The organism is Pseudomonas sp. AK-TSAG1-1 (assembly GCF_056821665.1).
In genome coordinates this window covers 2,872,658-2,894,438 of the sequence record NZ_CM165965.1, presented here as the reverse complement: position 1 = coordinate 2,894,438, position 21,781 = coordinate 2,872,658, and the positions used below count along the sequence as shown (strand labels likewise).

The 21,781-nt window shown below is 61.0% G+C and carries 16 protein-coding genes and 1 tRNA gene; 6 read left to right on the top strand and 11 right to left on the bottom strand.

Going from position 1 to position 21,781, the window contains the following annotated elements; translation table 11 throughout:
* Nucleotides 1-23: 23 nt before the first annotated feature.
* On the bottom strand, nucleotides 24-797 hold the full coding sequence (locus tag AC1UK9_RS12935; protein WP_473015505.1) for a PAS domain-containing protein: 774 nt from the start codon (nucleotides 795-797) through the stop codon (nucleotides 24-26).
* 200 nt (nucleotides 798-997) lie between these two features.
* Here AC1UK9_RS12935 and AC1UK9_RS12930 point away from each other — a divergent pair, with 200 nt between their 5' ends.
* The 6 genes from AC1UK9_RS12930 (at nucleotide 998) to AC1UK9_RS12905 (ending at nucleotide 8,517) form a co-directional block, all read left to right on the top strand.
* A complete protein-coding gene (locus AC1UK9_RS12930) occupies nucleotides 998-2,626 on the top strand; it encodes an APC family permease (protein ID WP_482580298.1) in 1,629 nt (542 codons plus the stop codon).
* A 22-nt stretch (nucleotides 2,627-2,648) separates the two neighbouring features.
* Nucleotides 2,649-3,575, top strand: a complete 927-nt coding sequence (locus tag AC1UK9_RS12925; protein ID WP_482580297.1) for a 4-hydroxyproline epimerase — start codon at nucleotides 2,649-2,651, stop codon at nucleotides 3,573-3,575.
* Nucleotides 3,576-3,627: 52 nt separating this feature from the next.
* Nucleotides 3,628-4,575, top strand: a complete 948-nt coding sequence (locus AC1UK9_RS12920) for a dihydrodipicolinate synthase family protein (protein WP_482580296.1) — start codon at nucleotides 3,628-3,630, stop codon at nucleotides 4,573-4,575.
* Nucleotides 4,576-4,633: 58 nt separating this feature from the next.
* Entirely contained in the window at nucleotides 4,634-6,211 is a 1,578-nt protein-coding gene (locus AC1UK9_RS12915; RefSeq protein ID WP_482580295.1) for an aldehyde dehydrogenase (NADP(+)), read from the top strand.
* Nucleotides 6,212-6,214: 3 nt separating this feature from the next.
* Complete coding sequence (locus tag AC1UK9_RS12910; protein WP_482580294.1) at nucleotides 6,215-7,480, top strand: NAD(P)/FAD-dependent oxidoreductase; 1,266 nt, start codon at nucleotides 6,215-6,217, stop codon at nucleotides 7,478-7,480.
* 68 nt (nucleotides 7,481-7,548) lie between these two features.
* Complete coding sequence (locus tag AC1UK9_RS12905; protein ID WP_482580293.1) at nucleotides 7,549-8,517, top strand: Dyp-type peroxidase; 969 nt, start codon at nucleotides 7,549-7,551, stop codon at nucleotides 8,515-8,517.
* Between the two features lie 27 nt (nucleotides 8,518-8,544).
* Here the strand turns inward: AC1UK9_RS12905 and AC1UK9_RS12900 are convergent, their stop codons facing one another.
* From AC1UK9_RS12900 to AC1UK9_RS12855, 10 genes are all read right to left on the bottom strand, one after another.
* Nucleotides 8,545-10,533 carry a peptidase U32 family protein gene (locus tag AC1UK9_RS12900; protein ID WP_025113297.1) on the bottom strand — a complete coding sequence of 663 codons (1,989 nt, stop codon included), beginning with the start codon at nucleotides 10,531-10,533 and terminating at the stop codon, nucleotides 8,545-8,547.
* A gap of 291 nt (nucleotides 10,534-10,824) precedes the next feature.
* Nucleotides 10,825-11,205, bottom strand: coding sequence for a RidA family protein (locus tag AC1UK9_RS12895; RefSeq protein ID WP_025113298.1), 381 nt, complete (start codon nucleotides 11,203-11,205; stop codon nucleotides 10,825-10,827).
* A gap of 171 nt (nucleotides 11,206-11,376) precedes the next feature.
* A tRNA-Gln gene (locus tag AC1UK9_RS12890) sits at nucleotides 11,377-11,451 on the bottom strand.
* A gap of 137 nt (nucleotides 11,452-11,588) precedes the next feature.
* The gene (locus AC1UK9_RS12885; RefSeq protein WP_473015499.1) at nucleotides 11,589-11,972 is read right to left on the bottom strand and encodes a DUF1801 domain-containing protein; all 384 of its coding nucleotides are present in this window, start codon (nucleotides 11,970-11,972) and stop codon (nucleotides 11,589-11,591) included.
* 37 nt (nucleotides 11,973-12,009) lie between these two features.
* Nucleotides 12,010-12,405: a hypothetical protein gene (locus AC1UK9_RS12880; RefSeq protein ID WP_482580292.1), complete on the bottom strand. Its 396-nt coding sequence runs from the start codon at nucleotides 12,403-12,405 to the stop codon at nucleotides 12,010-12,012.
* 227 nt (nucleotides 12,406-12,632) lie between these two features.
* A complete protein-coding gene (locus AC1UK9_RS12875; RefSeq protein ID WP_025113301.1) occupies nucleotides 12,633-12,896 on the bottom strand; it encodes a PAAR domain-containing protein in 264 nt (87 codons plus the stop codon).
* Between the two features lie 136 nt (nucleotides 12,897-13,032).
* Nucleotides 13,033-13,461, bottom strand: a complete 429-nt coding sequence (locus AC1UK9_RS12870) for an SMI1/KNR4 family protein (protein ID WP_482580291.1) — start codon at nucleotides 13,459-13,461, stop codon at nucleotides 13,033-13,035.
* 10 nt (nucleotides 13,462-13,471) lie between these two features.
* Complete coding sequence (locus AC1UK9_RS12865) at nucleotides 13,472-18,163, bottom strand: RHS repeat-associated core domain-containing protein (RefSeq protein WP_482580290.1); 4,692 nt, start codon at nucleotides 18,161-18,163, stop codon at nucleotides 13,472-13,474.
* Nucleotides 18,160-21,084 carry a type VI secretion system Vgr family protein gene (locus AC1UK9_RS12860; protein ID WP_482580289.1) on the bottom strand — a complete coding sequence of 975 codons (2,925 nt, stop codon included), beginning with the start codon at nucleotides 21,082-21,084 and terminating at the stop codon, nucleotides 18,160-18,162. Before AC1UK9_RS12860 ends, AC1UK9_RS12865 begins: the two co-directional genes overlap by 4 nt.
* Before the next feature lie 127 nt (nucleotides 21,085-21,211).
* Nucleotides 21,212-21,727 (bottom strand): Hcp family type VI secretion system effector, encoded by a 516-nt coding sequence (locus tag AC1UK9_RS12855; protein ID WP_008084998.1) that lies wholly within the window; start codon nucleotides 21,725-21,727, stop codon nucleotides 21,212-21,214.
* Between the last annotated feature and the right edge of the window lie 54 nt (nucleotides 21,728-21,781).

Below are 21,781 nucleotides of genomic sequence, written 5' to 3'. Positions count from 1 at the left end.
CCCCTTAGATCCCCGGCGCGCCCCTAGCTCCCCGTCGCCAACCGATACTGACGGGGGGTAAACCCGGTCGACGCCTTGAACTGCCGAGTAAACGCGCTGTGGTCGGTATAACCGCACTGCAGCGCCACTTCAGTGATCGGCAAGTCGCCGTGCAACAGCCGGTGCGCATGCTCAAGGCGTACTTTCTGGATCATCTGCCGCGGTGTCAGGTGGAACACCCGTTTGCAGTAACGCTCCAGTTGCGCCACTGAAATTCCGGCGATGCGCGTCAGTTCGCCGAGGCTGACGCGGCGATTGAAGTTCGCCCGGATGTACTCGTCCACCGCCGCCAGGCGTTGATAGGCCGGATGGGTTTCGCTGGCGGTTTGCAGATCGACGGAAATCCCTGCCAGGCCGATGATCTGATTGTTGCGGTCGTACAGCGGACGTTTGTGGGTCAGGCACCAGCCGGGTTCGCGACTGCCGTACAGATGCAGTTCCAGTTGATCCTCCAGCACAAATCCCTCTTCCAGCACCCGCCGGTCCTGCTCGGTATAGCCCGGGCCCAGTTGCGCCGGAAACACCTCGGCACTGGTCTTGCCGAGCAACGGGCGCAGGTCTTTCAAACCACAGCGCTGCACCAGCGTGCGGTTGGCCATGACGTAGCGCGCCTGCAAATCCTTGATGAAGATCGCCGCGTTGGGAATCACGTCCAGCATCGGTAACAGCAGCGCCATGCCCGCCAGCAGATCGTCGAGGGTCTCTGGCCGGCTCGCCTCGTTCTGTTGGCTCAGGATCGCAAACGCATTCTGCATCATGCCCCTCACTCCCCACGTTGCGCATTTACCTGCGCGCAGATTGCCCCAAGGCTGACAGCCTGTCGAGCCGGGGCTTTCGCATGAGCGACTGTGCTGAATTCGTCATCGCTTCCAGCAAAAAACATCAATCGCGCCACGCTTGATGAGTTCACTGTAGCGCCACTGCACGCCCCTCCAACAACCAACAAGAAGGCGACGCTATGACAGGCCAAGGCAAGTTCAAAAAACAACTTTCATTGATAGACCTCACGTTCATCGGACTGGGGGCGATCTTCGGTTCAGGCTGGTTGTTCGCGGCCAGTCACGTGTCAGCCATTGCCGGTCCGGCAGGCATTTTTTCCTGGCTGCTCGGCGGGTTCGCCGTGTTGCTGCTGGGCATCGTCTACTGCGAACTGGGCGCCGCGTTGCCCCGCGCCGGCGGCGTGGTGCGCTACCCGGTTTACTCCCACGGGCCGCTGCTCGGCTACCTGATGGGCTTCATCACCTTGATCGCGTTTTCCAGCCTGGTGGCGATCGAAGTCGTCGCCTCACGGCAATATGCGGCGGCGTGGTTTCCCGAACTGACCAAGGCCGGTTCCAGCGACCCGACCGTGCTCGGCTGGTTTGTGCAATTGGGTCTGTTGTGCCTGTTTTTCCTGCTCAACTACCGCAGCGTGAAAACCTTCGCCATGGCCAACAATCTGGTCAGTGTGTTCAAGTTCATCGTGCCGCTGCTGGTCATTGGCGTGCTGTTTACCTTCTTCAAACCGGCCAATTTCGAGGTGCATGGCTTTGCCCCGTTCGGCCTGTCCGGGATCGAAATGGCAGTGTCGGCCGGCGGTGTGATCTTCGCCTATCTGGGCCTGACGCCGATCATTTCGGTGGCCAGCGAAGTGAAGAATCCGCAACGCACGATTCCGATTGCGCTGATCCTTTCGGTGCTGCTCTCCACCGCTATCTACGTACTGCTGCAAACCGCGTTCCTCGGCGGCATCCCGACCGAAATGCTCGCCAATGGCTGGGCCGGCGTCGCCAAGGAACTGGCCCTGCCGTATCGCGATATCGCCTTGGCGCTGGGCGTCGGCTGGCTGGCGTACCTGGTGGTGGCGGACGCGGTGATTTCCCCCAGCGGCTGCGGCAACATCTACATGAACGCCACCCCACGGGTGATCTACGGTTGGGCGCAGACCGGGACCTTCTTCAAGATCTTCACCCGCATCGACGAGAAGTCCGGCATCCCGCGTCCGGCGCTGTGGCTGACCTTCGGCCTGTCAGTGTTCTGGACCCTGCCGTTCCCGTCGTGGGAAGCGCTGATCAACGTGGTCTCCGCCGCGCTGGTATTGAGCTACGCCGTGGCCCCGGTGACAGTTGCCGCACTGCGCCGCAGTGCACCGGACATGCCGCGTCCCTTCCGGGTCAAGGGCATGGGTGTGCTCGGGCCGCTGTCGTTCATCATCGCCGCGCTGATCGTCTACTGGTCGGGCTGGGGCACCGTGTCGTGGTTGCTCGGCCTGCAAATCCTGATGTTCGTCATCTACCTGCTGTGTGGGCGCATGGTGCCGACCGCGCACCTCAACCTGGGCCAGCAAGTGCGCTCGTCGGCATGGCTGATCGGCTTCTACGCCGTGACCATCGTCCTCTCCAAGCTCGGTAGCTTCGGTGGTATCGGCGTGCTCAGCCATCCGTTCGACACGGTGATCGTCGCGGTCTGCGCGCTGGGCATCTACTACTGGGGCGCCGCCACCGGCGTACCGGCGCACCTGATTCGCCTGGAAACCGAGGACGACGAAAGCGAAGCCGCTGAATCCTCCGCCAGCACCGCCACCGGCCAACGCCCGGCTCACGCCTGACTTTCACGCAAGGGACGAGTTCATGAAACGAATACACATCATCGATTCCCACACGGGCGGTGAACCCACGCGCCTGGTGATGCAAGGCTTCCCCGACGTGCACGGCAACAGCATGGCCGAGAAGCGCGACAGCCTGCGCACCCAGCATGACCAATGGCGCCGTGCCTGCCTGCTGGAGCCGCGTGGCAACGACGTGCTGGTCGGCGCGCTGTACTGCGAGCCGGTCTCGCCGGATGCGACCTGCGGGGTGATCTTCTTCAACAATGCCGGTTACCTCGGCATGTGCGGCCACGGCACCATCGGCCTGATCAACTCGCTGCATCACCTGGGGCGCATCGAACCGGGCGTGCACCAGATCGACACCCCGGTCGGCCCGGTCAGCGCGACTTTGCACGAGGACGGCGCGGTGACCCTGCGCAATGTGCCCGCCTACCGCTACCGCAAACAGGTGCCGGTGGAAGTGCCGGGTTACGGTCGCGTGTTCGGCGACATCGCCTGGGGCGGCAATTGGTTTTTCCTCGTCTCGGAGCACGGCCACGACCTGCAGATGAGCAACGTCCAAGCCCTGACCGATTACACCTGGGCGATGCTCAAGGCCCTGGAGGCCCAAGGTATCCACGGCGAGGACGACGCCTTGATCGATCACGTCGAGCTGTTCGCCGCCGACGACCAGGCTGACAGTCGCAACTTCGTCATGTGCCCGGGCAAGGCCTACGACCGCTCGCCGTGCGGCACCGGCACCAGCGCCAAACTCGCCTGCCTGGCCGCCGACGGCAAACTCGCCGCAGGCCAGGTCTGGACCCAGGCGAGCATCACCGGTAGCCAGTTCGAAGGCCGCTTCGAATGGGAGGGCGAGCGCGTGCGCCCGTTCATCACCGGGCGCGCCTACATGACCGCCGACGCCACCCTGTTGATCGACGAACAAGACCCTTTCGCCTGGGGCATCTGACCTGCCCCGCTTTTTTTACCGATCTGAATGAATGTCCCGAGGAGCTACAACAATGAGCGATAACATCTTCACTGGCTGCATTCCGGCCCTGATGACTCCGTGCACCGCCGCGCGCAAACCTGACTTCGACGCCCTGGTCGCCAAGGGCCGCGAGTTGATCGATATCGGCATGAGCGCGGTGGTTTACTGCGGTTCGATGGGCGACTGGCCGCTGCTGACCGAGGCCGAGCGTCAGGAAGGCGTGGCGCGTCTGGTGGCTGCCGGCGTACCGACCATCGTCGGCACCGGCGCGGTCAACAGCCGTGAAGCGATATCTCACGCCGCCCACGCCGCGAAAGTCGGCGCCCATGGCCTGATGGTGATTCCACGGGTGCTGTCCCGTGGCGCCTCCGCGACCGCGCAAAAAGCCCATTTCGCCGCCATTCTCCAAGCCGCACCGAACCTGCCGGCGGTGATCTACAACAGCCCCTACTATGGCTTCGCCACCCGCGCCGACCTGTTCTTCGAACTGCGTCGCGAGTACCGGAACCTGATCGGCTTCAAGGAGTTCGGTGGCGGCGCCGACTTGCGCTACGCCGCCGAGAACATCACCTCGCAGGACGATGCCGTGACCCTGATGGTCGGCGTCGACACCCAGGTGGTGCACGGTTTCGTCAACTGCAACGCCACCGGCGCCATCACCGGCATCGGCAACGCCCTGCCCCGCGAAGTCCTGCAACTGGTGGCGCTGAGCAAGCAAGCGGCCAAGGGTGACGCCAAGGCGCGGCGCCTGGCCCGTGAGCTGGAAGCAGCGCTGGCGGTGCTGTCGTCGTTCGATGAAGGCTGCGACCTGGTGCTGTATTACAAGCACCTGATGGTGCTCAACGGCGATCGCGAATACGCCCTGCACTTCAACGAAACCGACGCCCTGAGCGACGCCCAGCGCCGCTACGCCGAGACCCAGTACGCGCTGTTCCGCCAGTGGTACAAAAACTGGTCCGCCGAACAGAACCTCGCCTGACCGCTGTCTCTGCCCCGGCGTTTCGCCGGGGCTTCACTCCCAGATATCAGGAAGCGCCATGACTCTGACAGGCCACATGCTGATCGGCGGCCAAGCCATTGCCGGCAGCCGTGAAGCGATCCGCGCGATCAACCCCGCCACCAACGCCGTGCTGGAACCGGCCTACGCCGGCGGCAGCGCTGAGCATGTCGAACAGGCCTGCGCCCTGGCGTGGCAAGCGTTTGACCGTTATCGCGAGACGTCCCTGAGCGTTCGCGCCGAATTTCTCGAAAGCATTGCCGATGAGATTGAAGCCCTCGGCGATGCGCTGATTGACCGTGCGGTGGCCGAAAGCGGTCTGCCGCGTGCACGTATTCAAGGCGAGCGCGGGCGCACCTGCGGGCAACTGCGCACCTTCGCCCGCACCGTGCGTGCCGGCGAGTGGCTGGACCTGCGGGTCGATCACTCGCAACCCCAACGCCAGCCGCTGCCCCGTTCTGATTTGCGCCAGCGGCAGATCGCGCTGGGGCCGATAGCCGTGTTCGGCGCCAGCAACTTTCCCCTGGCGTTCTCAGTGGCGGGCGGCGACACCGCCTCGGCACTGGCCGCCGGTTGCCCGGTGATTGTCAAGGCACACAGCGCGCATCCCGGCACCAGCGAGCTGGTCGGCCAGGCGCTGACTCGCGCAGTGAAAAAATCGGGCTTGCCCGAGGGCGTGTTCTCGCTGCTGTTCGGTTCCGGCAACGAAGCAGGCATTGCGCTGGTCAGCGACTGGCGCATCAAGGCCGTGGGCTTCACCGGCTCGCGCAGTGGCGGCATGGCCCTGAGCAAAGCGGCGCAGGCGCGGCCCGAGCCGATTCCGGTGTACGCGGAAATGAGTTCGATCAATCCGGTGCTGTTGTTTCCGGCGGCGCTTGCGGCGCGGGGCGAAGCGCTGGCGCAAGGCTTCGTCGCCTCGCTGACCCAGGGCGCCGGGCAGTTCTGCACCAACCCCGGGCTGGTGATTGCTCACCAAGGGCCGGCACTGGACCGTTTCATCGCAACGGCCGCCGAGCTGGTCCAGCGCAGTCCGGCGCAGACCATGCTCACACCGGGAATTTTCCGCGCCTATACAACCGGCGTCGGCACGCTGGCCGAACATCCGCAAGCGCAGCGCGTAGCCAGTGGTCTCGCCGCTGAAGGGCCGAACCAGTGCCAGGCACAATTGTTCGTCACACAGGCTCAGGACTTCCTCACCGACGCACGTCTGCAAGGGGAAATTTTCGGCGCAGCGTCACTGATCGTGCAGTGCACCAACGACGATGAAATCCATCAGGTTTGCGAGCACCTGGAAGGCCAGTTGACCGCCACCCTGCAACTGGATGACGCCGATCTGGACCGCGCCGGGGCCTTGTTGCCGACGCTGGAGCGCAAGGCCGGACGCCTGCTGATCAACGGCTGGCCGACCGGGGTCGAAGTGTGCGATGCGATGGTTCACGGCGGGCCGTTCCCGGCCACGTCGGACTCGCGCAGCACCTCGGTGGGCACCGCGGCGATCCTGCGGTTCCTGCGCCCGGTGTGCTATCAGGACTTCCCCGACAGCCTGCTGCCGTCAGCGTTGCAAAAAGCCAATCCGCTGCACTTGCGGCGATTGCTCGACGGTCAGAGGGAAGCCTGAAACATGTCCGATAACTTCACAGCGGACAACGCCGACATCGCGGTGATCGGCGCCGGCATCATCGGTGTCGCCTGCGCCCTGCAACTGGCGCGTCAGGGCCGGCGGGTGGTGGTCATCGACCGTCAGCCGCCAGGCCACGGCGCCTCGTTCGGCAATGCGGGACATCTGGCCACCGAGCAGGTGTTTCCGATTGCCGACGCGTCGATCCTCAAGCGTTTACCGGCGATGCTCATGGACCCCATGGGACCGCTGCGCCTCGACTGGAAGTACATGCCGCGCGCCGTGCCGTGGTTCACCCGTTTGTTGCTGAACCTGCGCCCGGCGCCGTTCCAGCGCACGATCGCTGGCCTGCGTGCGCTCAACGAGAGCAGCTTCGCGGCGTGGAATCGCTTGCTGCAGAGCATCGGCCAAACCGATCTGCTCAAGGAGGACGGCTCGCTGCTGGTGTTCGAACGCGCCGAATCGCGACAAGCCATCGAAGCCTTGCAGGCGCGCATGCGTCAGCAACAGGTACCGGTGGATTTCTGGTCGGCCAATACTGTGCAGAACAGCGCGCCGCAACTCAGCGCGCAGATTCAGGGCGGCTTGTTCTTTCCGCACACCGGGCACTTTCTCGACCCGTATCGAGTGGTGTGTGAACTGGTGAACGCCGCGAAAACGGCCGGCGTGCAGTTTCTCGAACAAGAGGTGCTGGGCGGCCAGTTGCAGGAACATTGCGTGGCGTTGAACACCACTCAAGGCCGCTTCACCGCGCGCCAGGTGCTGATCGCCTGTGGCGCGCACTCGGCCAGACTCACTGCTGAGTTGACCGGCAAACAGGTGCCGCTGGACACCGAGCGCGGCTATCACCTGATGCTGCCGCATGAGCACGGGCGCCTGCCGTTCGCCGTCACCTCGCTGGAGCGCAAGTTCATCATGACCCCGATGGCGGGCGGCCTGCGGCTGGCCGGTACGGTGGAGTTCGCCGGCCTTGAGCGCCCGCCGTTCATGGAGCGCGCCTGGCAGCTGCACCGTTTGAGCAAGGGCTTGTTCCGCCGCGACTTGAACGCTGAAGACGCGACACCGTGGATGGGCTTTCGCCCGTCGCTGCCGGACTCGCTGCCGATCATCGACAAGGTCTGCGACGGCAAGGTACTGCTCGCGTTCGGTCATCAGCACCTGGGGCTGACGCAAGCGGCGGTAACGGCGGAGCTGGTCGCGCAACTGGTCTCCTCGGGAACACATTCCGGCTTGCCGGCACTGGATGCCTATCGGCTGGATCGCTTCTGAGATATCGATGAAACGTTTTTGGTTTCATAATGAGCGCCGACCTTAGCCCCGCGCACATGGAACCGACTATGACCTCATCAATGGATAACCAGACACCCGAGCCGCAAGCCATCTGCAACCCGATCACCAGCAGCGCGATTTTCATCGTCGCCACGCTGATGCCCGGCAGGGACGCCGCCAGCCAGGTGCGCGGCTGGTGCGGCGACATCGCCGCCCTCACCCGTTCGGTCGGCAAACGCGTGCCCAACGGCAACCTGTCGTGTGTCTGCGGTTTCAGCGCCAGCGCCTGGGATGCCCTGTTCGGCAGCCCGCGCCCGGCTTCGCTGCATCCGTTCCGTGAGTTCGGCGTGGAAGGCCGCCGCGCGGTGGCGACGCCGGGGGACATCCTGCTGCACATCCGTGCCGACCAGATGGACCTGTGTTTCGAACTGGCGACGCAGTTGTGCAGCGCACTCAATGGCGCGATCACGGTGGTGGATGAGGTGCAGGGTTTTCGCTACTTCGACATGCGCAGCATCATCGGTTTCGTCGACGGCACCGAGAACCCGGTGGGGCGCAAGGCAGACCACTTCACCCTGATCGGCAACGAAGACCCGGCGTTCGAATCCGGCAGCTACGTGCTGGTGCAGAAGTACCTGCATAAGATGGAGGCGTGGAATGCGCTGAGCGTCGAAGCTCAGGAAAAGGTGATCGGCCGCACCAAGCTGGCCGACATCGAACTCGGTGAAGAAGTGAAACCGAGCAACTCCCACAGCGCCCTGACGACCATCACCAAGGACGGCCAGGAGCAGAAAATCCTGCGTGACAACATGCCGTTCGGCCGCCCGGGGGCTGGCGAATTCGGCACCTTCTTCATCGGCTACGCGCGCTCGCCCGAACCGATCGAGCAGATGCTGGAGAACATGTTTGTCGGCAAACCCGTCGGCAACTATGACCGTTTGCTGGACTTCAGCACGGCGGTCACCGGGGGGCTGTTTTTCGTGCCTTCAGCCGACTTGCTCGAAGCGCTGGCGGATCGAGAGCCCGCGCAGGCGTGACACCGTAGCGCCACGCCCGCCCGTCACTCAGTGTGGCGCGCGCGGGATGGTTTTCAGCAGGTCTTCGGGGCTGATGTGACCCACCACGCTGCCCGGTTGCGGCATGTTGAGGATGTGGCCTTTCATCTTCCCGATGATGTGCATCTCGCACGGCTTGCAGTCGAATTTGAGGGTCAGCACTTCGTCGCCGTGAATCAACTGCATCGGCGCAACCTTGGTGCGCACACCAGTCACACCCTTGGCCTGTTTCGGGCACAGGTTGAACGAGAAACGCAGGCAGTGCTTGGTGATCATCACCGGCACTTCGCCGGCCTCTTCGTGGGCCTCATACGCCGCATCGATCAGCTTCACACCGTGGCGGTGATAGAAGTCCCGCGCCTTCTGGTTGTAGACGTTGGCGAGGAACGACAGGTGCGACTCCGGGTACACCGGCGGCGGCGTGGTTTCGGCCTTGCGGCCACCCCGCGGGTGCGCCGCGACGCGGGCGGCGGTCAGCGCTTCGATCACTTCGCGGCGCAAGGCCTTGAGCTGCGAGTTCGGAATGAAGAACGCCTGCGGTGCATCCAGCTTCACGTCGATCGCGTGGTACTGGGTGGTGCCGAGCTGGCCGAGCAGGTCTTGCAGTTGCTCCAGCGCCTGCTCCGGCTTGTTGGCCACGCCGAAGGGACCGTTCAGGGTCACGCTGGCACTGATGCCCTCTTCACTGGTGGCGGTCACTTCCAGCTGTTCTTCACGCAGACGCGCAACCCAGCTCAGGGCCACGCGGCGCTCGGCGGACGTCTTCTGCAGCGCCTGTTGCCAGTTGTGGTCGAGGTTGCGGTTCAGCGGATGGTTCGGGCGCAGCTTGTACAGGCCGTCCGGCATCTCGTTCGGCTCGACGCGGTAGCGATAGCGCTTCTCGCCGTCTTCTTCGAACTCGCCCTTGGGCTCGGCGATGTTGGCGCGGAAACCCACGACTTCACGCTTGACCAGTACGTTGAGGCCATCGCCGTTGGACAGCGGCTCCTGGGTCACCACCTGCATGTCACGCTTGCCGACTTTCTCGACCGTGCCCACTGGCAGGCCGGTGAAGGTCGGCGAATCGAACGCGCCGATGTCGATCTTGCGATCGGTGACGAAGTAGTCGGTGCTGCCACGGTGGAAAGTTTTTTCCGGGTCCGGCAGGAAGAAATGCGCTGTACGGCCGCTGGAGGCGCGGGCCAGGTCCGGGCGGTCTTCGAGCACGTCGTCGAGGCGTTGGCGGTAATAGGCGGTGATGTTCTTCACATAGCCCATGTCCTTGTAGCGACCTTCGATCTTGAACGAGCGCACACCGGCCTCGACCAGCGCGCGGATGTTGGCGCTCTGGTTGTTGTCCTTCATCGACAGCAGGTGTTTTTCGTAGGCGATCACCCCACCCTTTTCGTCTTTCAGGGTGTACGGCAAGCGGCACGCCTGGGAGCAGTCGCCACGGTTGGCGCTGCGGCCGGTTTGCGCATGGGAGATGTTGCACTGCCCGGAGAACGCCACGCACAGGGCGCCGTGGATGAAGAACTCGATGGCGGCATCGGTTTCATCGGCGATGGCGCGGATTTCTTTCAGGTTCAGCTCACGGGCCAGCACCAGTTGCGAGAAACCGGCCTGATCGAGGAACTTTGCCCGCTCAAGCGTACGGATGTCGGTCTGGGTACTGGCATGCAGTTCGATCGGCGGAATGTCCAGTTCCATCACGCCCAGGTCCTGGACGATCAGCGCGTCGACACCGGCGTCGTACAACTGGTGGATCAGCTTGCGTGCTGGCTCCAGTTCGTTGTCGTGCAGGATGGTGTTGATGGTGGTAAAGATGCGCGCGTGATAACGGCGGGCAAACTCCACCAGCTCGGCGATTTCGCTCACCTCGTTGCAGGCGTTATGGCGTGCGCCGAAGCTCGGGCCACCGATGTACACGGCGTCGGCGCCGTGCAGGATGGCTTCACGGGCAATGGCCACGTCACGGGCGGGGCTGAGCAGTTCCAGGTGATGCTTGGGCAAGGACATAGTTTTTTTAGTCAGGCTGTCACGGTTAAGGCGCGCATTGTAGCTGCGAAACGCCTGGCCGGCACGCCTGTGCTGCCAAGTGGCAGGCCTTGTACGAGGGAATCTGCGGCAGGTTGAAGGTATTTTGGCAGGCAGACCGCCATCGCCAGCCAAAGGGACCTGTGGTGGTCGGCAATCTATGGCTTCGCACAAATCAATGTGGGAGCGAGCCTGCTCGCGAAAGCAATTTGTCAGTCAGAGATGTTTTGTCTGACAGGCGCTTTCGCGAGCAGGCTCGCTCCCACAAGGCAATCAGGCCTTGGCGGCCATTGCTGTGACTTCCACGCGCATACCCTCAACCGCCAGCGACGCCACGCCAACAGCAGCGCGCACCGGCCATGGCTTGGCGAAGAAGCGCTTGTAGACTTCGTTGAATGCCGCGCGATCAGCCATATCGGTGAGGTAGATGGTCAGGTGCATGACCCGATCCATCGAACTGCCCGCCCGCTCCAGCGCCACCTTCAGCGCCTGCAAGGTGCATTCGCTTTGCAGGGTGATGTCGCCCAGCTCCAGGCTGCCGTCGGCGCGGGTCGGGATCTGGGTCGAAACCAGGATGCCGTTGAAGCCGACAACGTCGGAGGAAATCGAATCCGCATCCGGATCAGGGGTGAAGCTGAGGTCATGATTAGCCATGTAAGTCTCTTGTCTGGAGAGAGTGAGGGTCGCCGACAAACAACCTGCCGGGACTTTTCGCGGGGGAGTTTACAACAGTCAATCGCTCCGGCTCAGGCAACTGTCTAGGCCAGACACAAATCGCGCGCATAAAAAAACGCCAGCCCTTTCGGACTGGCGTTTTTCTGAATATGGCAGGGGCGGCTGGATTCGAACCAACGCATGGCAGGATCAAAACCTGCTGCCTTACCGCTTGGCGACGCCCCTGTATCTCAAGCTCTGTAACAAGCTCTGCGAGAATGGGCCGCAATTTACCAACCTTTTTCTGATCTGGGAAGCCCTGCGTGCAAAAAAATTTGTTTTAAAACAGCCAGTTATTCCTGAACCAAGACAAACGCCGCGATTCACTTCGACAAATTCAACGCAATCGCCTCGCGAATCAGCGCTTTCAAGGCCTGCGCATCGACCTGGTCGCCCTCGTGAAAATCAATCGCCCGCCGAGTGTTGCCCTCAAGGCTGGCGTTGAACAACCCCGCAGGATCGGCCAGCGCCGCGCCCTTGGCGAAGGTCATCTTCACCGCCGCCTTGTAGGTCTCCCCGGTGCAAATGATCCCGCCCCGCGACCACACCGGAACACCCCGCCACTTCCACTCCTCCACCACCTCGGGGTCAGCCTGGTGAATGACCTTGCGAATCTCGCCGAGGATGGCACCACGCCAATCGACCAGTTCAGCGATTCGAGCGTCGATGAGTGCCGAGGCGTCGGTGAGCGGTTTTTCGGGTTTCATGGCGAGGTTCTCCTCGGTGTCGTTTGAATCGTTTCGATTACAAGCCGATTTGCTTGAGCCCCTCACGCATCCCTTGATCCGCTTGCTCGCACCATTGCTTGAGGTTCAGATCCGGCGGCAGGTTGCCTTCCAGGCTCTTGTATTGACCGTCGGCCAACACTTCGCCTTTGCGACCGAAACCTTCGCTCTTGTCGCCATCGGCCTTGTCGAACTCGCCCGGCATATTCGCAACGAACGCCACCATTTTATTGGCGTTTTCAGTGCTGTCCGCTTTCAGGTAGCCCTTGTCGACGCAATGCTTGATCAGGCCCGACATGTTACGGCCGCTGTCGTACATGTCTTTCAGGGTAGCGGGATCTGGCGCTTCTGCGTGGGCCAGACCAGAGAGGCCGACAGTGGCGGCGATAGCGAGAAACAAAGAAGTGGCTTTCATATTTATTCCTTTAACATCCAGAGAGTTTTGAGTTCCATCGTTACTTCAATTACCGGCTTACTCGAACAGCCTGACGTTGATCCAGCCTGTAAAACCCTCGGCTTGTTGGTTGGCATCAATATTCAGGCGATGCAGAAGAACGACTTCATTCATGCTTCAAGTACCCTTCAAACAGGCGGCAGGAACCCACCGCCCTGCAAAAGGCAATCGATGCACAAAATATGGATTCAGCTGATCACAGCCCCTTTCGGCCCACTGGCAATCAACGCCGCACCGCAGGCGGTCTTCATGCCGTCGAGTGCGATGGGTACGCCATCGACGGTGTAGGTGCTGCTGCCCTCGGCAATCGGGAAAATCCCCTTGCATAACGGGCAACTGACCTTGTGCCCAACCCCGGCAATCGGCTTGCCGTTGAGGTCGGTCCGAGAAAAGGCTTCGAGGACCTTGCCACCGTGGGTGGTGGAGTCGCCCAAGCGAATGGCGTCTTTCATGTTGTCACTCCTTTGACTCTGAGCTGGATGGCGTTACTCCGTCATCCAGCTGCCTTCAAACCCTTCGGGGTCGAGCATCAATTTCGCACCTGTGAGCAGGCTGCGACTACTCATGACTAGCGCCAGCATCAAAACATCAGCCTGGCCGCCCCGGCATGACAAGAAATGCGGCAAAGCTGTCCGCTACCTGGTCAATTTCACCGGTTTCGTGAGACCACAAGACCACGACCGGCTCTCCTGTCTGCCCCGTTACCGCATAGTTGAAGCAGTAATAATCCCCCGTGCCAAACTCGGCGAACGGCAGAAGTCCTGAAAAGTCGGTAGAGGTATCGGAAAAATTCTCCAGCCAGTCCTGCCAGTCCTTTTTAAAGTGATGATCGATCGATTCCCAGGTCTTCCTTGGGTCACGAGCGTCCAGAACGGGGAAAATCGTTAACGCCCCCAGTGACTTCCCGTTATTTGAAAGAAGCCAATCGGAAAAGGACTTGGGCAGTGTTCGGCCCAGTTTCTTTTCTTCTTCCTGAATAGCGTCTGTCGTTGTACCAATCACACGTGTCTTAGACATAAATCCTCGCTTATGGAAGCGCCCCTCGTTTAGGCAGACTTAACTTACCCGTTCCCGGAAAACCCGATTTAGGCATTCTCGCAGTCCAGCATCCGCCGCGTTTTCGCCAGTAACGGTGTTGAATGCCGCGGTGATCGGCTGCCAGCATCGGGTCGGCGTGAGAATAGTCATACCCTGAGTCATTCTCGAACCGTGGACGGTGTGCCAACTCATAGCCTGGCGGTGCCTTGATATTGGCTTGCTTGCCGGCATCTACTCGGCTTGCCTGATTTTTGATCCAGCCGCGCATTGAAGACGGCGTATTCGGATCTTCCATGACCTGGCGCCAGCGTGCGTCCTGGTTGACGTAAGGCTCACCACAGCAACAGGTTTTTGCCAGCCCGAGCGGATCGATCCAGCCGGTAGGATTGGGTGCATAACTGTAAAGATTCAATCCACCGACGTAGCTGATCGGGTCCTGCCCGATAAATCGGCCGGTATCGGGATCGTAATAGCGGTGTCGATTGTAATGAAGTCCGGTTTCGTGGTCATGGTACTGCCCCTGGAACCGTAGCGGATTGGTTACACCCTCTCGCCGTGCACCCGAAGAGCGCTGTTCCTGAACCGAGCCCCAAGCCTTGTATTCGGCACTCCAGGCTATCTCACCCTGCGCATCGGTCAACTCTCGCGGCGTTCCCAGATGGTCGCATTGATACCAGTTCAATACGTCAACAGGTTGAATGGCAACTTTATGGTTCCATAACGGATCATCTTCCAGACTGTAATCACCACTGGAATCAGGCAATCCCGTCAGGTCGATGGCTCTATGGACCAGCGCCTGGGCAACCGGGACAAAAGTGCCGGGTTCAAAGATGTAATGCACGGTGCGCCCCGTGCCGACGTCCTGTTGGGACGGACTGCTTTCCCAGGCAAGATTGTCACCGTCCCATCCATACAATGTGAAACCGCAGCCAGACTCCCGCTGTTTTCGAGCATATTCACTTTGATTCCACAGCGAACCCGCTTCCGGGCGCTGTTTGAAATGCACGTTGGAGTTTTTATACAGACGTCGGCCCAGAGCATCGTAAGCAAAATCCACGGCCAGGCGAGCGTCGTCAAAATGCACCAGTCGATCGAAAAGATCCCAACGCATCTCGCGGCGGCTACCGTTATGCCAACGCACCGTCTCATTGCCGCGCTCGTCGTATTCGTAATGGGTACCTGCATAATGGCGCAGCAAGTTATCGATCAGTTTGCTGCGTAGCGGCGTCTGTTCCAGCGGTCGGCGGATCTGCGTGGTCTGGTTGTCCAGAAGATTACCGGCCGGATCGAAGTCGAAGGTTTCCACTCCCTGTCGAGTGGTGGCTGCAAGCAAGCGTCCCACCGGGTCATAACGGTAGGACGACAAACCATGAAAACTGTCGTCCAGATCCGTCAGTTCACCCACGGCATCGTATTTGTACTCACGCTTCAATACGGCTGTTTTGCTGTCGCCGTGTATGAGCAGTTGCTGTTGCAACTTCCCGGCCGGATCCCATTTTTGGGTTTGCAGCAGGCGATTACCCTGATGACGAACCACCTCTCGATGCAAATCGTCGCGCTCATAGCCGACCAGTTCGTGCTCGTCCAGCCGTAGCCCCAACAAATGGCCGCTGCCATACGTGAGCCAACTGACCCGGTGACCATCAGGACGCGTCGTTGCGACACGCTGATTGAGTACGTCGTACTCGTGCTGCCAGACCGCAACCAGTGGCTTTTCCAGGCCAAGATAGTGTTGGTGCTCACGCAGCAGGTTCCCGGCAGGGTCATGGAACCATTGCAGTCGGCTGTCAGCATTGCTCGCCATGACCAGGTTTCCATTGCCGTCATAGGCGAAGGTCTCGCTTTGCTGTTGATTGCCCAGACTGGCGCGACGCTCCGTTATGCGGCCCATCGGATCGTAGCTCAGAGCAATGCTGCGCTCTGCGGTACGGGTGCCCACCAGCCGACCTGAGACGGAGTCGTACTGATATCGTGTCGTTCGACCGTCGAAGCCGGTCTCCATCAGGAGACGTCCCACCGGGTCGTAGTGGAACTGCGCACTGCTCTCGTTTTCGTTTTCCAGATTCGTCAATCTTCCGAGCCGATCCCAGCGATAACGCAAGGTCTGTTCGGCTGCATCGACTCGTTCGGAAATCAATCCGGCGGCGGTGTAGCTCCAGGTGGTGCAACGATCCAGTCCATCGGTGTAAGCCAGCAACCGCCCCTCGGCATCGCGCTGAAAGCGCTCCTCGGTCTTGTCCGGGTGTTTGATCAATACCAGGTGCCCAGCCTTGTATTGATATTCAGTGCTGTTCCCGAGCGCATCGGTGAAGCAAACCATCTGGCCCGGTTCGTTGTATTCCCAGGCGCTGGTCTTGCCCGAGCAATCGACATACTCCACCAATTGTCCGGCATTGTTGTAGGCCAGCGTTTTCTCGTTGCCGTTGGCGTCCTTGATCGCGGTCGGCCGGCCAGTCTTGTCGTAGGCGTATTCCGTCTTGTTGCCCAACGGATCGACAGTTTCGACGAGATTCCCTTGATTATCGTAGGCACGAAGCCATTGACCGCCCTCCGCGTCACTTATCTTGATCAGCAAGTCCTGATCGTTGTAAGCGAAATGCACTACCGTGTGATCAGCCTGGATGTGTTCGAGACGGTTGCCGCGCTCATCGTAGCGATACTGATCCGTGCTGCCATCGGCATGTACATGACGAATCACGTTCTTGGCTTCATCTCGGAACAACCATTCCGAACGCTCATCCGGGTATCGAATGCGGTACGTGTAACCAAGAATGTCGTAGTAATGCCAAGTCTCGCCGCCATGCGCGTCGGTGACATAAGTCAGGCGAATGTTTTCGTCCCACTCAAGGCGTGTATCGAAGCTGCCATCGTCTGCCCATTCACGAATGGCTCTGGCATCGGCACCTGTACCCTGCCACTGCAGATTCATTGCGCGGTGGGTACGGTCGGTGTAACGGGTAATCAAGTGATGCTGGAACTCATACGTCCATGCCGCACCATTCTCGTCTTGCGCCTGAATCAGATCGCCAAAATCGTCGTAGCGGTAAGCGCAGAGTTGGCGCAGCGGTGCGCCATTGCAAATTTCCCAAAGGCCTGTGAGGCGCCCGTGATGATCGATCAGGGTGCCGAGGTGCAAGTGGACTTTGCTGATGTCGTTTTCCTGATAGGTAATCAGGTCTGAGAGCACCGCTCGCTCGCCGTGACGATGCTCGTAATGCAGCATGATCCCGGCGCCATTGCGCAACACGATGCCGGTCAACACATAGGTTTGGCCACGCCGGACGTAGGTTTCCTTGCGTTCGAAGCCACGGCACAGCAACAACTGATCGTCGCTGGCCCGAATCAGGGTGGTGTTTTCGATGGCGTCGTAATGGGACAAGCCTGCCTTGGGCAGAGGGTACGAATGGCTGCGACCGTCGGCATCGTGGAACGACAGGCCATCGTCAACGCAATCAAAGCGCGTGGTGAACTCGCTGATCCAGCGAGCGCCAATTTCGCCCTGATCATAAGCCCCGAGACGTGAGTGGTAGGTTCGCGTCCACTCGACCGGAAACGGCCCAGGCAAACTGAAATCGGTATGACTGAGGGTTTCCGAACCCAATGCAAAATTGATGCTGTTACAGGTACTGCTGCAGGTGCCGTTTTTCTGCGGGTCCGGTGCGTGAGTTGCCGGAGCCTGTTGACTGGTGGACTCCAGGCGACCCTCTCCCGCACGATGTTGAGACTTCGAGGTAGTTCCCGGTTTGACGCTTGCGCCTTGCCCATGTGATCGGCGCTTGCGCCAGGTCACAACAGCGCCCGCCAACATCTGCAGCAACCAACCGATGGAGTGCTGCACGCCCGGATCACCGAGCTTTTTCATCTGCGTTTTAAGTTCCACACCCAGGGTACGCAGCATCCCGGTGTTGCTGAGCACAAGTGCCTTGGCGTCTTCCGGCAGCAAATGCTTCGCAGCACTGTTGGCGACACCTTTCCCCGCCGCCTTGTAGGCACTGTATGTAGCCCCAAGAAAGTTACCGATTGATGCTTTGGGGTCATGCCAGAACTGGTTGCCCGCGGCACTCATTTTGGCACCCGCCGCCTTGAGGTCACCCTTGGCGTCGAGTTTGCCGTTAACCACGGTTTCCAGACCCTTGGCGATCTCGTTCACCGCCTTCTGACCTAGCTCTCCCGCATCATCGAGGATGCTTGCCAGCTTGGGCTTGGCTTGCTCCACAAAGTCATCGATCGTACCAACGATGGTGGCATTCAAATGCCCGATCAACACCTCGATCAAAGAGTCGCCCAACAACATCTTCGCGCTGTTGCGCAGTTCCTGACGAACCAGTGATAACGTCGGACGCAAGGTCATCCGCGCCGACGCCATGGTCGGCGGTGCCGGCAGTACGCCGATCAGGTTGATACCCAGGCTGACCCAATCCAGCAATTGACGCTGCTTGCTCTTCGCCAGGGTGACTATGTCTCCGAGGGCGTCAACCAGAGCCATGATATTGCCCACTACCGGCAGCGCGCCGGCAACGTTCTTGACTCGTTCAAGCGTGACCACGCCACCGCTGATCGACTGCAGCCACGCATCGAACCTGGCAGCCCCACGCCCGACGTCCTTGATATCGATAGTGTTGAGCGGCACGACCGCGACTTGCGGCTCGCGTTTTTTCACAACAGGTGTTGGTGCAGTCATGACAACTTCTCATCGGGCAGCAGAGTGGAAGCGAAACTCAAATCCGGGGTTTTCAAGGAAGGCTTCGGTAGCGACGGCGCCGGCAGCCCCGGCAACTTGCCACTCTTGCTCGCCGCCCCCAAAATCCCCGAAGCACTCGGCAGCGCCGCGCTCGCCAGTTTCGGCAACCCGGCCGCCCCGCCCTGCACCACGCCTTTCACTTGCTGCGCCGTTTGCATTGCGCCTTGGGCAGTCTGCATGGCGCCCATGCCGGTCTGGGCCAGTTCCTTGCCCTTCTCCAACATGTCCCAGTTCTTGTTCGGCAGAACCTGCGCCACCATCGCCTGCACCTGGCTCGGCACGTCTTCCGCGCCCGGCGGATTCAGCGGCCATTCCGGCTTGCCGATGTAGCTGCCGTCGCTCCAGGTGTCCGCCGGATCCTTGCCGAACACCACACGCGCCGGCCCCGGCGCAGCGCCGGCGACGCTGGCGAAACCCTTGCCGTCGAGCTTGCCCTTGATGCTTTTGCCCAGCGCATCGATGACTTCGTAATCGCCGTCCTTGATGCCCTGACGCCCGGCGTACTGGTTGAACAATTCCAGATTGCCCTTGCCCGGTTTCGGCGGTTCCGGGAACACCCCGGCGAGACTTTTCGCGCCGGTGTAGGCGAAGTTTGCCGCGTGGGCGGTGTACGGGCCGCTGGTGGCGTGGGTGATGCCGCCGGCGTTGTAGGTCGTGGCGCTGCCGCCGCCCTGAATCACCAGTTCGGTCTTGGCGGTGATGGTGATGCGGTCTGCGTTGGCAGTGATGTTGAGTTTGGCCAGCAGGTTGATGCTGTCCTTGAGTGCCTTGACGTCGATGTCGCCGGAGGCCGCGACCAGGCGCCAGCCCATGCTCTGCACAAACAGGCGCATGCCACGGCTGGCACTGGCCAGCAGGCGTTTGCCGATGGAAAAACTGGTGTGGCCGGTGCTGCTCAGCGCCAGGTGTTCGCCGGTGGCGATGTGGCTGGAACGCGGTGTGGTCAGGGCGATGCCGGCGGGACTCGCGAGCACCAGATGCGGCTCGGTGAACTCCGGAAATTCGTTGGCGGTCATGTTCGCCGGGCCACTGCCAAGCACACCTTGATGCTGCGCGTGCAGGGCTTTGGCGACGTCGTCCTGATCGCCCGCTTCCTGGGCTTGAAGCTCTTTGGCCTGGGTGGCGAAACCGTCCTGCTGATCGCTCGCGGTGGCGAGGCGTTCGGCGGTTTCCGGTAGATCCTTATGGTGTTTCGATTCGTTCGGGCGCGGCTCGGTGGTGATCAGCAGACCTGCGCCGGCACGCACGGCGCCGTGGCGGTCGGTGCGTAACTCGAAACCTTCGCCACGCGGCTGGCCGCCGCTCGGGCGCGGATGGGTCAGATAACCGAGATTGATCGCGCTCGCGCCGTGGTCACTGCGCAGCGCGATGCTGATTTCGCTGGTGGTGTCGTCAATGCGCAGTTCGTTGGCGCGGCTGCCCTTGTATTCCTTGCTCTTGACCGTGGCCAGGGTCTTGAAGTCCGGCAGTTTGTACGGCGGCAGGTTGGCGCCGTGGTACAGGCAACCGGTGATCAGCGGCTGATCGGGATCACCTTCGAGGAAGGTGATCAACACCTCCATGCCGACTCGCGGAATGTTGATCGCACCAAAGGTTTCGGCGGCCCAGTTCGACGCCACGCGCATCCAGCAACTGGTCTTGTCGTCGTGCTCGCCTTCGCGGTCCCAGAAGAACTGCACCTTCACCCGGCCGTACTGGTCGCAGTAGATCTCTTCGCCCTCGGGGCCACAGACCACCGCGCTCTGGGTGCCGAGCACCTTCGGTTTCGGGTGATCGAGCGGCGGACGGTACGGCACGTCCCACGGGATCGCGTTGAAGCGGTTGCGATACCCTTGGTGGAAATCGTCCTTGTTGTCGGTGGTGTCGCTGGTCACCGACTCTTCCAGCACTTGCGGCTGTTTGCCTTCGTGGAAGATCTCGGTCAGCAGCCACAGATCGTTCCACGTCGGGTTGGCGTGTTCGGTCAGGGCGAGGAAATGCCCGCTGACCAGAATCGGCTGATCGCTGTTGCCCTCGGCCAGCCGATAGTCGCTGCGATGGCGTTCCAGTGCGCGATTGGCGAGGTGCTTGCCACGCTCGCGATCGACGAAACGGCCCGGGTAATCGTAGTCTTCCAGATCCGGCTGGGCGCTGCTCTTGGCATCGCTTTCGAGCTCGATTTTCGGTTTGACGAAGTCGTAATCGCGCCGCGTGGTGCGACTGGTGCGGGTGGCCAGACGCAGGCCGAAACGCTTGACCACCGGTTTGTCGGCGACCAGTCCGGAGTCCTGCTGATAGGCCACCGGCGCGAGTTTCGGGAACACCGTCTGGTCATCGCCGAACATCAGTTTGTGGCCGCTGGACGTGTGCTGGAAGTGGTAGTGAATCCCCTCCTCCTCGCACAGGCGCTGGACGAAATGCAGGTCGCTTTCGTCGTACTGCACGCAGTAGATGCGCTCCGGGTAAATCGCGCTCAGCTGGAAGTGATAGTCGCTGGCGAGGATGCCGTGTTCTTCCAGCACCTTGCTGATGATCTGCTGCACGGTCATCTGCTGGAAGATGCGCTGGTTGACTCGATGCGCGAGGTACGACAGCTGCGGGCGCAGGGAGATTTTGTAGCGGGTCAGGCGCTTGCCGGCCTCACCCTGGGCGATGCTGTAGATCAGCCCGTGAATCCCCGTGCCGCTGGGTGACAACTGCAGGAACGCGAGTTTGTGCAGCAGGCTTTCGAGGTTGATCGAGGCTTTCTCACTGACCAGTTCCAGCTCGAACTCGAAGGGGGTGTTGAGCGCCTCTTTCCCGGTGAACGATAGCACCTGGAAATCGCTGTCCGCGCCATCGATGGTCAGATTGAAATGAGGCTGGTTGGCCGGTGAGAACATCCCTTGTTCCTCGCGCAATGCTGCGACGGGCGCCCGTCCGTGAAGCGTGGCGCACGCAAAAAAATCTGTAGGTCAAAGCCGCCCCGGCCAGCCGCACTGGCCGGGGCAGTACAACAATCAGCCGTAATTAAACGACTGGAGCACGCCAGTCATCGGAACCCGAAGTACCGGATACTTCGTGGGTCCAGGTGATTTTGCGGTAGGTGAACTGCACTTCTTCCAGGTGGGTGAAGTGCGCGTTGCCTGGGTCCTGGCAGTTGTGCATTTTGTTGTTGATGGCGACGATGATCGCGTCTTCCAGTTTGGTGGTGTAGTAGTGCTCTTGGGTACCTTGAGCCGAAGTGCGGTACCACTGGATAACGATTTCGCTCATGCGCTCGCCGGAGGTCAGAGCCGCTTGCAGCAGAGGCGAAGCCTTGTCGTAGACCTTGGTGATCACCACTGGCTTGTGCACGCGCTGACCGGTTGGCTGACCGGATTGCGGGTCACGCGGGATGATCACGTCGTGGGTGAATGCCTGAACCATGACCTGGTCTTCGTGACCTTCCTGGAAGGTGTTGCCCACGGAGTCGGCAGTGAAAGCGCCGGCAGTGATCAGACCTTGTTTTTCGCCAGTGACGGACATGTACGCTGGTGTTGCCATGGGGATGCTCTCCTTGCTTGAAAACACAAACCGACAGGCACCATTGCCTGTCCG

What these genes read in the sequence shown, in the direction of transcription:
- AC1UK9_RS12885 (WP_473015499.1), bottom strand. Translation starts at nt 11,972, where the DNA reads ATGAAACCCGAAAAACCGCTCACCGACGCCTCGGCACTCATCGACGCT.
- AC1UK9_RS12935 (WP_473015505.1), bottom strand. Translation starts at nt 797, where the DNA reads ATGATGCAGAATGCGTTTGCGATCCTGAGCCAACAGAACGAGGCGAGC.
- AC1UK9_RS12930 (WP_482580298.1), top strand. Translation starts at nt 998, where the DNA reads ATGACAGGCCAAGGCAAGTTCAAAAAACAACTTTCATTGATAGACCTC.
- AC1UK9_RS12855 (WP_008084998.1), bottom strand. Translation starts at nt 21,727, where the DNA reads ATGGCAACACCAGCGTACATGTCCGTCACTGGCGAAAAACAAGGTCTG.
- AC1UK9_RS12865 (WP_482580290.1), bottom strand. Translation starts at nt 18,163, where the DNA reads ATGACTGCACCAACACCTGTTGTGAAAAAACGCGAGCCGCAAGTCGCG.
- AC1UK9_RS12920 (WP_482580296.1), top strand. Translation starts at nt 3,628, where the DNA reads ATGAGCGATAACATCTTCACTGGCTGCATTCCGGCCCTGATGACTCCG.
- AC1UK9_RS12915 (WP_482580295.1), top strand. Translation starts at nt 4,634, where the DNA reads ATGACTCTGACAGGCCACATGCTGATCGGCGGCCAAGCCATTGCCGGC.
- AC1UK9_RS12905 (WP_482580293.1), top strand. Translation starts at nt 7,549, where the DNA reads ATGACCTCATCAATGGATAACCAGACACCCGAGCCGCAAGCCATCTGC.
- AC1UK9_RS12875 (WP_025113301.1), bottom strand. Translation starts at nt 12,896, where the DNA reads ATGAAAGACGCCATTCGCTTGGGCGACTCCACCACCCACGGTGGCAAG.
- AC1UK9_RS12910 (WP_482580294.1), top strand. Translation starts at nt 6,215, where the DNA reads ATGTCCGATAACTTCACAGCGGACAACGCCGACATCGCGGTGATCGGC.
- AC1UK9_RS12880 (WP_482580292.1), bottom strand. Translation starts at nt 12,405, where the DNA reads ATGAAAGCCACTTCTTTGTTTCTCGCTATCGCCGCCACTGTCGGCCTC.
- AC1UK9_RS12895 (WP_025113298.1), bottom strand. Translation starts at nt 11,205, where the DNA reads ATGGCTAATCATGACCTCAGCTTCACCCCTGATCCGGATGCGGATTCG.
- AC1UK9_RS12870 (WP_482580291.1), bottom strand. Translation starts at nt 13,461, where the DNA reads ATGTCTAAGACACGTGTGATTGGTACAACGACAGACGCTATTCAGGAA.
- AC1UK9_RS12925 (WP_482580297.1), top strand. Translation starts at nt 2,649, where the DNA reads ATGAAACGAATACACATCATCGATTCCCACACGGGCGGTGAACCCACG.
- AC1UK9_RS12860 (WP_482580289.1), bottom strand. Translation starts at nt 21,084, where the DNA reads ATGTTCTCACCGGCCAACCAGCCTCATTTCAATCTGACCATCGATGGC.
- AC1UK9_RS12900 (WP_025113297.1), bottom strand. Translation starts at nt 10,533, where the DNA reads ATGTCCTTGCCCAAGCATCACCTGGAACTGCTCAGCCCCGCCCGTGAC.